This window comes from Croceibacterium mercuriale, assembly GCF_000802385.1.
In the GTDB taxonomy this organism is placed as follows: Bacteria; Pseudomonadota; Alphaproteobacteria; order Sphingomonadales; family Sphingomonadaceae; genus Croceibacterium; species Croceibacterium mercuriale.
In genome coordinates this window covers 512,375-525,942 of record NZ_JTDN01000001.1, presented here as the reverse complement: position 1 = coordinate 525,942, position 13,568 = coordinate 512,375, and the positions used below count along the sequence as shown (strand labels likewise).

The following is a 13,568-nucleotide window of genomic DNA, read 5'->3' as shown; positions in this document are numbered from 1 at the left end:
TATAGCAATATGATGCTTGTCAGCGACGTGAGTCAACAGGAATGTCGACATTATGATTGACATGTGAGCGTCATCGCTCAGTTTGCGGCAGCAGAAAATGGACCGGCTCTCGTTGAAGGGCGGCGTGGGTGAAGGACAGGATGATGATGAAGGTGCGGCGGAACGCGGCGGCGTGGATGCTGGCATGCGCGGGCTCGCTGGTATTCTCCGGGGCAGTGGCGGCTGCGCCCGACGGTGAAACGGCAACGACCATCATGGTGGAAGGCACCACGCATCAGGCAAACAACTGGCGCATCGAGATGCCGGCGAACTGGAACGGCACCCTGCTGCTGTTCAGCCACGGCTTCGTCCATGGACCCGACAACCCGGCCCGCAACCGCCCGCACGAGGGCGCGGAAGACCTCCTCGCGCGCGGCTATGCACTGGCGGGCACGTCCTATCGCGCCACCGGCTGGTCGCTGGAGGAGGCGGTTCCGTCGCAGATGGAGATGCTCGACCTGTTCGAACACCGGTTCGGCCCGGCCCGGCGGGTGCTGGCCTATGGCGAGTCCATGGGCGGCCTGGTCACGCTGGCGCTGGTGGAACGGCATCCGGAGCGCATCGCCGGCGCCATGCCGCTCTGCGCCTCCGTTTCCGGCGGCGTCGGCATGATGAACCAGGCGCTGGATGGTGCGTTCGTGCTTGCCACGCTGGTGCCAATGGATCGCCCGCCCGCCATCGTCGGGATCGCGCGCAAGGGTGAAGGCCTTGTCGCTCAGGTGCCGGACGAACCGGAGGCAGTCGGCGCACTGGTCCGGGCCGCCTCCGCCACCCCGCAGGGCCGCGCACGGCTGGCCCTGGCCGCTGCCCTCGCCCAGTTGCCGGCCTATGCCGGGAACGGGCCGCGCGGCGCCGCTGCGACAAGGATCCCGCAAGACGATCTCGCGGAACGGCAGGACGCATGGGCCACAGTGTTCGAACGCGGCGTGTTCTTCCCGCGGCGGGATCAGGAGCATCGCGCTGGTGGCAACTTCTCCTGGAACACCGGCATCGATTATGCCGCGCAGCTCGCCCTGTCCGGCCAGGAAGACGCGATCGGCCAGATCTATCGCGAGGCGGGGCTCGACCTCGCCGCGGACCTTGCCGTGCTGGCACAGGCGCCCCGCATCGCCGCCGATCCGGCAGCTGTCGCCTATATGCGCGCGAACTACGTGCCTACGGGGCAGTTTACCCGACCAGTCCTGTCCATGCACACGACCGGTGATCCGTTCACCATGGTGACCTACCAGGACAGCCTCGCCCGGCTGGCCCGCAATGGCGGCGGATCACGATGGCTGCGCCAGGCCTATGTCGAAGGCGGCGGGCATTGCACCTTCAGCGGGGCGGAAATCGTGGCCGGGATCGAAGCGCTGGACGAGGCCGTCCAGGCTGGCGGGTGGGACGGCGTCGCCGTGGACAGCGCAGCGATGAACCGCCGTGCCGGAAGCAGCCCGGCCACCCCCGGCAGGTTCGTCGCATTTACCCCCGACCCGTTCCTGCGTCACTGCGGCCGCACGCCGGGCAGCTGTCCGGGAGAACCCGCGGCCGATCGTTGATGGCCGCACCGCGCACGCCGCCGGGCGGGCATCATGTCCACGATCGTTCGATCTCCTCCAGCGTCTTGCCCTTAGTTTCGGGCAGGCGCGTGTAGACAAAGATCAGCCCGGCAACGCAGATCACCGCATACAGCCAGAACGTCAGCCCCGTTCCCGCGGCAGCATTGAGCAGCGGGAAGCTGTAGGTCAGCAGGAAGCAGGCGGACCACAGCGCCGTTGTGGCCACCGCCATGCTCGCCCCGCGGGCCTCGCCCGGGAAGATCTCCGACAGCGCCACCCAGGTCACCGGGGCCAGCGTCATCCCGTAGCAGGCGATCGCCGCAATCACGAGCAGCAGCAACGGCCACCCCTGCACCCCTGCCAGGTAGCATCCGCCCAGCACGATATAGATCACCGCCAGGCCCGAGCACCCGATCAGCATCAGCTGTCGCCGGCCAAGCCGCTCGATGGTGAACAGCGCCACCAGGGTGGCGATGCAGTTCACCACCCCGGTGATGACGATGTTCAGCATGGTGTCCGACACCGCATAGCCGGCGGACGCGAAGATCTCCTGGGCGTAGTTGAAGATGACGTTGATACCGCACCATTGCTGGAGCACGGCCAGCACGATCCCGATGACCAGCACCCGCCGGAAACGGGGCTCGGCCAGGATCGAGCGCAGGTTCCGGCCGGGTGCCGCTGCAAGGGCCTCGCGTATCTCGCCGATCGCCTGGGTCGCATAGTCCGCGCCGCCGAAGCGGGACAGGACCTGCTCGCTCTGCGCCCACCTGCCCCGCTTGGCCAGCCAGCGCGGACTTTCCGGGATCAGCAGGCAACCCAGCAGGAAGAAGACGGCCGGTACCGCCGCCGCACCGAACATCCAGCGCCAGCCGCTGGTGCCGTTCCACGACCGGCCGATCTCGGCAACGGTCGCACTCACCGGCACAGGCTCGGCGATCAGCAGGTTGACGACCTGCGCGCCCAGAATACCCAGCACGATGGCGATCTGGTTGAGGCAGACCAGCCGCCCTCGGCTCGCCGCCGGTGCGATCTCGGCGATGTAGAGCGGCGACAGGCCGGAAGCCATGCCGATCGCGACACCGCCGGCGATCCGCCAGGCGACAAAGGCATCGAACTGCGTGGCCAGCGCAGTACCGACCGAGGAGACCGCGAAGATCACGGCGGCCACGATCAGCGCCGGCTTGCGCCCGAACCGCTCGCTCAGTCCGCCCGACATGATCGCACCCGCGAGGCAGCCGATCAGCGCGCAGCTCACCGCCCAGGCCTGCTGGGTCGGGCTGGCGAGGCCGAAGCTGGCCTCGTAGAACGGCTTGGCACCGCCGATCACCACCCAGTCATAGCCGAACATCAGCCCGCCCAGGGCGGACACCGCCGAGCACAGCCACACCGCTCCCGACGCGCCCGGGGGAACGACCCGGGCACTCCCCTGTCCGCCCAGATCCATGCCCTGCATCAGAGTCTCCCCATGCGGCCGGCATCGGCGACCACGTCTTCCCCGGTGATGAAGCGGGCAGCGGCGGATGCGAGAAAGGCGACCGTGGCGGCCACGTCCTCGGGCTGCCCGATATCGTCCTCGTCCAGCACCTCGGCGCCCGACTTGATCGCCGGGCTTTCGCGCAACATCGGCGTGTCGATGGCGCCGGGCAGCACGGCGTTGACCCGTATGCCCAGCGGCCTGCCCTCGATCGCAGCCGAGCGCGTGAGGCTGACCAGTGCCGCCTTCGCTGCGGCGTAGGGTGCGACGAGCGGGGTGGTCCTGCGGGCATGGACCGAAGCCACGTTCACGACGCATCCGCCAGGCTGCATGCGCCGCAGCGCATGGCCGATATAGAGCGCCGCGCCGACGAAATTGATGTCGAGCAGGCGGCGCCAGTCGGCCGCGGCGAGCTCCGCCACCGGCTTGTAGATCATGGCCCCGGCAACGTTGACCACGACATCCAGCGCATCGAACCGATCCATGACGTGCTCGACACTGGCGGCGACCGCGGCTTCGTCGGTGATGTCGGTGGCCAGTGCGATCGCGTCGCCCGCCCCCGCCTCGATCAACGCCCTGCAGGCCGTGCCATCATCGGGCCTGCTGTCGACCAGCAGGATCCGGGCGCCCTCTTGCGCGAAGGCATGTGCACAGGCGAGGCCGATGCCGCCCAGCCCGCCGGTGACGATGACGCTTCGGCTCACCATTCGCGCAGTTCCCCATGTTCGCCGCGCCATGCCGGATTGCGCCAGCGATGCGGCTCCCTGGCCATCTCGCGCACGGCGTCTTCGTTGATCTCGACGCTCAGTCCCGGCCCCTGCGGAACCGCGACCGAACCGGCGGACAGGTCGAACAGCTCCGGGTTGCGCATCAATGTCGTCAGGTCTTCCGCCACCCCGTTGTAGTGGATGCCGAGCGACATCTCCTGGATGACGAAGTTCGGGGTTGCGGCCGCCACGTGCAGGCAGGCGGCCAGGCCCAGCGGGCCGATCGGGCAATGCGGAGCAAACGCAACGTCATAAGTTTCCGCCATCGCGGCGATGCGGCGGCATTCGGAAATGCCGCCAGCATGCGCCAGATCAGGCTGCGCGATGTCGATCGCGCCGCTCTCCAGGAATGGCCGGAAGTCCCAGCGGCTGTACAGACGCTCGCCCATGGCGATCGGCACGCTGGTGTGCTGCGCCAGCTGCTCGATCGCCTTGGGGTGCTCGCTCAGCAGCACCTCCTCCGCGAACAGGGGACCAAAGGGTTCGATCGCCCGCAGCACGCCGCGGGCCATCGGCTTGTGCACGCGGCCATGGAAGTCGACGCCCACGTCGATGCCGGTTCCGCGTACCAGGGCGACCCGCTCGGCAATGCCCTCCAGCTGCGACGGGCTGGCGACCCAGTCCATGCTCTCGACGCCGTTCATCTTTACGGCGGTGAAGCCTTGCAGCTTGCGCGCGGCGGCGCCGGCCGCGACGTCGTGCGGCATGTCGCCGCCGATCCAGGCATAGACCGCGATGCGGTCCCGCACCTGCCCGCCCAGCAGGGCATGCACCGGAACGCCCAGCTTGCGGCCCTTGATGTCCCATAACGCCTGATCGATGCCGGAGATGGCGGACATCAGCACCGGGCCGCCCCGGTAGAACCCGAGCCGGTAGAGCAGTTGCCAGGCATCCTCGATGCGGTCCGGGTCGTGCCCGATCAGGCGGTCACGCGCGGCATCGATGGCGCCGATGACCGACTCCACATGCCCCTCCAGCGTGGCCTCGCCCCATCCGACCGCACCCTGCGCCGTCTCCACGCGGACGAACAGCCAGCGGGGACGCACAGGAAAGCACTCGATCAAGACGATACGATCAGCCATTCACGCCCTTTCGACCGGCAGGTGCGGAGCGCCGGTCGCTCACCCGGTAACGGCCCGGAGGTAGGCACTTCGCCTACCCGGGTCAAATAAAACCATACTTTATCGGGCAACGCATTACAGGTCGTGCCGGGACGACAGGCGCGTGTCGCGGACCTGCAGCAGACAGCCGGACCTCAGTCGAACAATGGCGGCCGCGTGCGATGCCCGCCCGCTGTCATGAGCAGGTCGAGCGCACCCTGGATCAAGGCGTGCATCAGCTTGGCGGCAGCCCTTGCATCGCCCTGCACGATGGCGTCGGCGACCTGGCGGTGATCGGTCGCGCTGGCGCGGGCGACACCCTTGTAGGCGTTGGTGCGCCGGATACTGAACCGCAGAGTCGCCTCGGCAAGATCGGTGAACTGCCGCATGAAGCGGTTGTTGCTCGCCTCCAGAACCGCCGTGTGGAAGGCGATGTCCGCCTCCAGCGCATCGTCGGCGCCTCGCTCCGCCGCGAACATCCGGTCGATGGCATGCAGGATCGCCTGCCGTTGCGCACCCTTGGCGCTTTCGGCGGCAAGGGCCGCAGCGCGTGGCTCGATCGACATGCGGATCTCCGTGAAATCGATCAGCAGGTCGATCGAGAATTCCCGCTGCAGCATCCAGCCCAGCACGTCCGGATCCAGCAGGTTCCAGGACGATTCCGGCAGCACCTCGGTCCCGGCCCGCTGCCGTGCCTTCAGAAGGCCCTTGGCGGTAAGCATCTTGACCGCTTCCCGCACGATCGACCGGCTTGCATCGTATCGCCGGCAGAGCTCCGCCTCCACGGGAAACGGTGCTGCGGCCGAAAACTGCTCGGTCACGATCGCACGCCCGAGATCATGGACGATCCGGGATGTCAGATTGCGTGTGCCGCCTGCTTCCTGCGACAACAGCCCGCTATGGCCATCCGCCTTGAACGTGCTGGAAGACAAGGCCGCTGGACTCCTTTGCGCTGGTGGGAAGACGGTGCTGCCGCAACCCACGCCAAATTGCACCTAATTAAGCCGGTTCTGTCGGCAGTGGCCCATCCGCGCGGTCCGGACATGGGGAACGTCCACCAGCGCCGGGTCCTCGCCTGCCTTGCGGCACATGGTGGATAGACTCGCTGCCGTCGATCTGCAAAAGTATGACTTAACCTGCCGGGATGAGCAGGCATCCGGAAGGCACCGCTCGCGTGCTGATTGGCGTCGATGGCGGGGACATAAGCGTGTCCATCGCCCAAACCGACCGCCGCACGGGCTGCCGCGGCGGGGGGCAGCCTCGACCGTAATGGCCGGACGAACTGAAGGAAGCAGGACAATGATGCGCCACCCCGTGCCATTCCGGACAGGATTTCTGACACTGGCAGCCTGCCTGCTCGGCACCGTCGCCACCCAGGCATCCGCCCAGCTCCTGCAGATCGACGCCAGCGCGCCGGCGTCGGAGCCGACCTCCGGCTATCTCAGAATGGGCACCGGCACCGGCCCGAATGGCACCATCGCCATCAACAGCCGCTATCTCACGCGCGATGGCCGGCCGTGGATCCCGGTCATGGGCGAGTTCCACTACAGTCGCTTCCCGTCCCGGTACTGGGAGGAGGAACTGCTGAAGATGAAGGCGTCGGGCATCGACACGGTCGCCACCTACATCATCTGGAACCAGCATGAGCGCATCCCCGGCCAGCTCGACTGGACGGGTGATGGCGACCTGCGCCGGTTCGCCGAACTCTGCGCGAAGCATGGCCTCCTGCTCTACGTGCGTCCGGGACCGTGGGTCCATGCCGAGACGCGGCTCGGAGGTCTGCCGGACTGGGTCGTCGCCCGCACCACCAGGCGCAGCAACGATCCCGCCTACATGGCCGAGGTGGAGCGTTTCTGGGGCGGCATCGCCGACCAGCTGCAAGGCCTGCTGTGGAAGGATGGCGGCCCGGTCATCGGCCTGCAGGTCGAGAACGAATACAACCTGACCGGGCCCGGCCAGGGTGCGGAACATATCGCGGCCTTGAAGCAGCTGGCGCTGCGGCTCGGCCTGGATGTACCGCTGTACACGGTCACCGGCTGGGACAACGCCGTCTATCCGCGCGGAGAGGTTGCGGCCGTTGTCGGCGGATATGTCGACGAGCCATGGGCCGCCTCGCGCCGCGAGATGCCGCCGCGCGAGAATTACGTGTTCCGGTTCCGCAGCCGGGTGTCGGGTGGTCTGGGCGCCCAGACCGAAGGCGATGCCCGGCGCGAGCCCGACGCCGACAAGGACCGTGACCTCACCCCCTTCCTGGGGGCCGAATACGGGCCCGGCCTGCCGGTCATGTACCGGCGCCGGCCGCTGGTCGCGCCGGACGACATCGCCGCCTCGATCGTCACCCAGATCGGTTCGGGCCTGAACCTGCTCGGCTATTACATGTATCACGGCGGCGCCAACCCGACGGTGCAGGGCCGCGGGCTGGAGGAAACCGTGCGGACCGGCGGGTTCAACGATGTCCCGCTGATCGGTTATGACTTCCAGGCACCGCTGGGCCAGTATGGCGAGGTCAATGCGGTGCAGGATTACCTCCGCCCGCTGCACTACTTCCTCCAGGACCATGGCGACCGGCTGGCCCGCATGACGCTGCGCCAGCCCCAGATCGTTCCGGGCGCGCCCGACGACCTGCGGACGCCCCGGATCGCCGTGCGCAGCGATGGCGAAGCAGGCTACGTCTTCATGAACAACCATGTCCGCCAGTACCCGATGGCGAGCCACCAGGATGTCCAGTTCGAAGTCGCGACCGGCAGTGGCACGATGCGGTTTCCCAGCCGGCCGATGGACGTCGCCAGCGGCACCTACTTCTTCTTCCCCTACAATCTCGATCTTGGCGGCATCCGGCTCGCCTGGGCCAGCGCGCAGCCGATCACCACGCTTTCCGATGCGGACGGCCCGCTGCACGTCTACATGGCGGTGGACGGCATTGATGCCGAATTCGGCTTCGACAGTGCCGATGTGGCAAGCATCAGCGGCAAGACCCGGACCCAGGCGGGGCGGATCATCGCCGACGTTGCGCCATCAGCCACGCGCATCACCACCATACGCGACCGCACGGGCGGCACCCATCGCCTGCTGCTGCTCTCCCCGGCCGACGCCAGGCGGCTCTGGATCGGCGACATGCTGGGGGCGCGGCGATTGGTGCTGACCGATGCGGACATATCCTTCGCCGACGGGGCTGCCACGCTGCGCCAGCGCGGCACGGCCAGGTTCAGCATGGACGTCTGGCCCCGCATCCCGAACCCGTTGGGGCTTGCGGCGGACCGGAGCGCCGGCTTCCTGCACCGCTACCGTGCCACCGTGCCGGCACAGGCCATCAGGCAGCCGGCAGTGGAACAGCTGCGCGCGCCGGGCGCTGTCGGCCCTGTGCCCACGACCGGGCCGCGCGGCTCTGCCGTCCAGCCGTCTCTCGAGGCGTTCGCCAATGCCGGCCGGTGGACGGTGCAGGTGCCGGAGAACGCCCTTGACGGGGTGGGCGATGCCTGGCTGACCATCGACTATACCGGGGATATCGCCCGCCTGTTCCAGGGCAGCGACATGCTGGATGATGCGTTCTGGGACGGGCGCAAATGGTCCATCGGCCTAAAGCGCTTCCGAGAGCGGCTGGCGGACCGGTTGGAACTGGTCATCCTGCCGCTTCGTGGTGATGCCCCGATCTATCTGGACGCAGCCGTCCGCCCGAAGCTCGCGACCGATGCGCAGATCGCCGAGGTGCGGTCGATCACCATCGAGCCGGAGTACAAGCTCGTCCTGACCGGATCGCCCGCGCTCGATCAGCGGGGACCGTCAGATCAACGTGAATAGGCACGCTGCTGGACGAAGTAGCGGAACACTTCCCGCCGGACGGGGGTCCGCTTGGCACGGCCGGTCAGCACCATGCCAAGTCCGTCGCGGATGCCACGCAGGCACGGCATCGGCCGGCGGCGGCGGATCGCCAGCATCATGTCCTTGATCGCCGCCCCCGCGATCCGGCCCGGCACGATCATGGCCGGCGCATACCGGTAATAGAACAGGACCTTGTTCCGCCCGCCCGTGTAATCCTGGATGTCGCTGACCTTCTTCAGCAGCTGCATGTGGTGCAGCGGTGGCGACGTGCCCAGCACGGTGCGCCAGCCGCCATCATTCAGCAGCCGCAAGGCAAGATCGCCTTCCTCCATCGTGTAGAACAGATCTTCGTTGTAGCCGCCGACCGCCAGGAAGGCGTCCCGCCGTACGACATGCGCGCATGCCGCACTATCCAGGAGATCGTTCGGGATGCCCGGCTTGATCTGGTGCCGGACGACGTCATCCTGCAGGATATTGATGAACGGCATGCAGACGATCGCGATATCGTCTGCCGTGAAGTCGGCCAGCGCCTGCTCCAGCGTGGCCGGGTCGACCAGCATGGAATCATCGTCCAGCGGGAAGACGAACGGGGTGGATGCCGCCTCGACGCCGGCATTGCGCTGGTAGCATGGCCCGCGCGACGTCTCGCTGCGGAGATAGGTGATGTCCGGGAACTGCTGCAGCACCGCCTGCTGCGTGCCGTCGGTCGATGCATCGTCGGCCACGATGATATGGACCGGAATGGTCTGCACCAGCGCCAGGGGGATTGCCCGCAAGACGAGATCCCGCCGGTTATGGCACGTGAATACAATGGTGGTCTCGGCCAGACGCTCGGACAGTCTGCCATCTTCAGTATGTGCAAAGCGAGTTTGAGCCATCATTTTCCACCTATATGACAGTTGCCACAGCTAAGACTGCTATCCGGCGCGTTGGTCATGGTTTGAAGTCTTCGGACGGTTGCCCGTCGCTGAACAATCCGCCGCCCATACATGTCGCCAGACCTGGCCGTGCCTGCAGGATCATCGTGGTCGCAAGCCTCAACCATTCCGCGCGAACGCTGTTACCCGTTGCAGGACACGGGGTATGTCATGCACCAGATCGCGCAGGTTCAACACACCTATTTTCCGCGCCAGCGGCACGATCCACAGGAGCATGAACAGGTCGACCGCCAGAACGGATATCGCGGCACCGGTGGCGCCGAAGGCACTGGTCAGCGGGAAGCAGATAAGCAAACCCGCAAGGCTGGCGGCGAGGTAAGCGTAGGCAAACCGCTCCTGCAGATTGATCGCCATGATCAGGTTGGAGATCGGCGTCCACAAGGTGTTGATGAACGCCGCACCCGTCATGGCAATCAGGATCGCGTTGCCCGGCCGGACGGCCCCATTCGTCCAGAACTCGATGAACCATGGGCCCAGCAGGGCCGCCGGTACCAGCACGGCGGTGGAGCAGATCAGGGTGACGATCACGCTTGTCGTCATCAGTTCGCGGGTCCTGGCACGATCGTCCGTCGCCATGGCAGCACTGAATGACGGCATGATGGCATGATTGACGATCATGATCGCCTGGATGGCGATGCGGGACAGTGTCCGCACGGTGGTGAAGACCGGCACCATCGCCGCGCCGGCGACAAAGCCGACCGCTGCGACCGTGCCCTGGATCGAGATCGCCTGCGCCACGGAGCCGAAGACCAGTGCCAGGGCAGGACGCACCAGCTGCGCGACATGATCACGCCATGACACCGAATGTTCGCCGAAGAGCCATGGCGCGATACGCCTGGCGATGAGCGAGAACATCCCCGTGCCGAGCGCCCGGATCACGACGTAGGACAAGGCCACCGTCGCGATGCCACCGCCGCTGGCCACGATGATGATCGCCGATATGGTTTCCGCCGCGAACATCGTACCGACGATATAGCCAGACAGGGCATAGGCACCGGAAGCCGTGTAGGCCGCGTTCGTGACCCCGTTCTGCAGGGTGATGATGCCGTAAAGCGCCAGCAGCGAGAGGACCAGCGCCACATCATACCCGACGATGGCGTAGTTCTCGTTCAGATCCTGGTAGAAGACCGTGAAGGACAGCGAGATGACCAGCAGCAGTCCCAGACCGCTGGCCACCAGGGTCAGGACGCGCGCAGCCCGGTAGGTCGCCACGGCCTTGCTGTGTTCGTTACGTGCGACATAGCTGATCATCTCCGCAGTGGCGGCGCGCGAGATGCCGAGGTCCGTCAGTGCAAGATAGCCGGGGATGCTGAACAGCAGCAGCCACACACCGTAGGTCGTCAGGCCCCAATAGGTCGCCATCACCGGGACGAGCGCGACCTGCGAGAAGATCTGCGTCAGCTGGACGTACATGTTGGAACTGACGCCGCGAAATACCCGCGATCGCTGCAAGTTCTTGATCAGGAGCCACATGCCAATCGTCCCGTACCACTCACCAGATAAGCAAGCCGGCGATGCCTTGACGGGCCACCAGCTCGTGCAGCTGCGCTGACAGTTCAGTTCGCCGGCTGACCGTCACGCCGTGCCCGGCGCATCGCCGAGGCGCCGCCCGGCGGACATGCACCCGGACACGAAGCTGCGTCCCGGTCATGCGAGAAGTCGATCATCAGACGCGCCGGCATTGGACCCCCAGGAACTGGCTAACCCGGCCTGCCGCCCAGCGCACGCTTGGCCTGCGGAGGAAGCCCGGTCGCCATAGACACGAACCTGCCCCTCGGCAACTCGCCGCTGTCGCCCGGCTGAAATCACCCAATCGCCGCCGCTCGCGACCTCGCCATCGCTTCTGGAACACGGCATCCCGCCTGTTCGTTCGTCCACCGTCCACGCAGCAGATTGCGGCAGTTGGAGAATGACCCGATGCGCATGTTCATCCTGCTGGCAGCCGCCGTGCTCCTGCCATCCTGCACCGATCAGGCGGTGAATACGGCCACCAACGCTGCCGCGGGTGAAGCACGGGAGTGCTTCTTCGGATCGCGGATCAGCGGCTTCAAGGATGACGGGCAGGATCGTGTGCTGGTACGGATCGGCTTCCGGGAGGCTTACGAACTCACGCTCGCCGCCGGCTGCCCGCCCGTCAACCTGGCGACCAGCATCGGCATCGTGTCGCGCGGCGGGGACCGGATCTGCACCGGCCGGCCCGCCGAACTCGTCGTGCCACGGGCCAGCGGCACCGGCTCCCAGCGCTGCCTCGTCAGCAATGTCCGCAAGCTGTCGGACACGGAGCTGGCCACCGCCTGGAACCGCGACCCCGCCGATTGAATCAGCGGAAAGGCGGCTCGTCGAAGGCACGCAGCTTGCGGCTGTGCAGGCGTCCGCCGACCTCGCGCAACTGGCTCACCGTCTCGATGCCGATGGCGATATGTTCGCGGATCGCGCGCTGGTAGAACCGGTTGGCCTGCCCCGGCAGCTTGATCTCCCCATGCAGCGGCTTGTCCGACACGCATAGCAGCGTGCCATGCGGCACCCGGAACCGCTGGCCCTGCGTGGCGATGGTGGCGGATTCCATGTCCACCGCCACCGCACGCGACTGGTTGAAGCGCAGTGCATATTCGGCGTAACGCAGTTCCCAGTTGCGGTCGTCGGTGGTGACCACGGTTCCGGTGCGCAGCCGGTCGCGCACAGTGGCCGCATCCTCGCCCGTCACGATCTCGGTCGCGCGGTGTAGCGCCTGCTGCACCTCCGCGATCGGCGGCACGGGAATTTCCGGCGCCAGCACCCCGTCCAGCACATGGTCGTCGCGCAGATAGGCGTGCGCCAGGACATAATCGCCGATCAGCTGGCTGGCGCGCAGGCCGCCGCAATGGCCGATCATGATCCACGCCTCCGGCCGCAGCACGGCCAGGTGATCGGTCAGGGTCTTCGCATTGGACGGGCCGACGCCGATATTGACCAGCGTGACCCCCTCCCCGCCCGGCGCGATCAGGTGATATGCCGGCATCTGATGCCGCCGCCAGGCATCGTCCGCCACCTCGTCCTGCGGGGCGCCACGTTCGTGATAGGCGCCGCCCGCGGCGCTGAACGCGGTGAACCGGCTGTCGCTCCTCAGTTGCTCCCCGGCCCAGCTGGCAAAGGCATCGACGTAGCGGTGATAGTTCGTGAACAGCACGTAGCGCTGGAAATGTTCGGGCGGCGTGCCGGTATAGTGGTTCAGCCGCGCCAGGCTGAAATCGGTGCGCAGGGCATCGAAATGCGCCAGCGGCTTGTACCCGTCATTCCCCCGCCAGCTGCCGTCGGAGATCCGGTCGCCGACCAGCGCCAGTTCCGTCGTCGGCAGGATCGCCGCCAGCGCGGCCGGCGGCACATCCTGCATGTCCAGCCCGTCGATCGCATAGGGAAAGGGGATCTCGGCGGTGGACTGGCCCACCTCTATCTCGATGGCATGGTCGCGCGCCACCGCCTCCAGCTGCTCCACCAGATAGCGTCGGAACAGCTGCGGCCGGGTAATGGAGGTGCGATATTCGCCGGGACTCAGGAACTTGCGGTCGGCGCGGCGCGTGCCGTTACCTGTGCGCGGACCGAGCACACGGACCCGCAGCTCGGGATAGGTGAAGGCCCCCGCCGCCCGCCGCTCCGCCGCCGGGGCGGAGCCATCACGCAGATAGGTCGTCACCGCCTCCCGCAACTCGCCCATGGCGGACTGATACCGCTGCTCCAGCTGATCCACGATTGTATCGGGGGTGTCAGCATCCATTGTCTCTCTCCATCTCGCTTCTTCGCCTCGCGCGTCTGTGGCCCTGTAACCGATCCGTGCCCGCCGGTAACGCCCTGCCGCAAGGCCATGTCCGCACGTGCCTGCCACGAAGTGCGCTGCGTGCAACGGTTCTGCAACATGCCAG

At 66.9% G+C, this 13,568-nt stretch carries 10 protein-coding genes; 3 read left to right on the top strand and 7 right to left on the bottom strand.

Annotated elements, in window-relative coordinates; all coding sequences use genetic code 11:
• The first annotated feature begins 128 nt into the window (after window positions 1-128).
• On the top strand, window positions 129-1,574 hold the full coding sequence (locus PK98_RS02330) for an alpha/beta fold hydrolase (RefSeq protein ID WP_152608512.1): 1,446 nt from the start codon (window positions 129-131) through the stop codon (window positions 1,572-1,574).
• A 31-nt stretch (window positions 1,575-1,605) separates the two neighbouring features.
• Here the strand turns inward: PK98_RS02330 and PK98_RS02325 are convergent, their stop codons facing one another.
• The 4 genes from PK98_RS02325 to PK98_RS02310 form a co-directional block, all read right to left on the bottom strand.
• Window positions 1,606-3,027: a sugar porter family MFS transporter gene (locus tag PK98_RS02325; RefSeq protein ID WP_200884963.1), complete on the bottom strand. Its 1,422-nt coding sequence runs from the start codon at window positions 3,025-3,027 to the stop codon at window positions 1,606-1,608.
• Window positions 3,027-3,755 (bottom strand): SDR family NAD(P)-dependent oxidoreductase, encoded by a 729-nt coding sequence (locus PK98_RS02320; protein WP_039093985.1) that lies wholly within the window; start codon window positions 3,753-3,755, stop codon window positions 3,027-3,029. Before PK98_RS02320 ends, PK98_RS02325 begins: the two co-directional genes overlap by 1 nt.
• The gene (gene dgoD, locus PK98_RS02315; protein WP_039093983.1) at window positions 3,749-4,897 is read right to left on the bottom strand and encodes a galactonate dehydratase; all 1,149 of its coding nucleotides are present in this window, start codon (window positions 4,895-4,897) and stop codon (window positions 3,749-3,751) included. The genes PK98_RS02320 and dgoD overlap by 7 nt, the downstream gene beginning before the upstream one ends.
• Before the next feature lie 173 nt (window positions 4,898-5,070).
• Window positions 5,071-5,847 carry a FadR/GntR family transcriptional regulator gene (locus PK98_RS02310; protein WP_081996003.1) on the bottom strand — a complete coding sequence of 259 codons (777 nt, stop codon included), beginning with the start codon at window positions 5,845-5,847 and terminating at the stop codon, window positions 5,071-5,073.
• A gap of 367 nt (window positions 5,848-6,214) precedes the next feature.
• On the opposite strand from PK98_RS02310, the gene PK98_RS02305 reads away from it, so the two are divergent.
• Complete coding sequence (locus tag PK98_RS02305) at window positions 6,215-8,713, top strand: beta-galactosidase (protein WP_200884962.1); 2,499 nt, start codon at window positions 6,215-6,217, stop codon at window positions 8,711-8,713.
• Here PK98_RS02305 and PK98_RS02300 read toward each other — a convergent pair.
• Both PK98_RS02300 and PK98_RS02295 read right to left on the bottom strand, forming a co-directional pair.
• Window positions 8,701-9,612: a glycosyltransferase family 2 protein gene (locus tag PK98_RS02300; protein WP_268745934.1), complete on the bottom strand. Its 912-nt coding sequence runs from the start codon at window positions 9,610-9,612 to the stop codon at window positions 8,701-8,703. The two genes, PK98_RS02305 and PK98_RS02300, sit on opposite strands and share 13 nt — an antisense overlap.
• A 159-nt stretch (window positions 9,613-9,771) precedes the next feature.
• The gene (locus PK98_RS02295; protein ID WP_039093978.1) at window positions 9,772-11,145 is read right to left on the bottom strand and encodes a lipopolysaccharide biosynthesis protein; all 1,374 of its coding nucleotides are present in this window, start codon (window positions 11,143-11,145) and stop codon (window positions 9,772-9,774) included.
• 444 nt (window positions 11,146-11,589) lie between these two features.
• Between PK98_RS02295 and PK98_RS02290 the strand changes: the two genes are divergently transcribed.
• Window positions 11,590-11,991, top strand: coding sequence for a DUF6491 family protein (locus PK98_RS02290; RefSeq protein WP_039093976.1), 402 nt, complete (start codon window positions 11,590-11,592; stop codon window positions 11,989-11,991).
• A gap of 1 nt (window position 11,992) precedes the next feature.
• On the opposite strand, the gene PK98_RS02285 is transcribed toward PK98_RS02290, so the two are convergent.
• Window positions 11,993-13,423, bottom strand: a complete 1,431-nt coding sequence (locus tag PK98_RS02285) for an AMP nucleosidase (RefSeq protein ID WP_039093974.1) — start codon at window positions 13,421-13,423, stop codon at window positions 11,993-11,995.
• Between the last annotated feature and the right edge of the window lie 145 nt (window positions 13,424-13,568).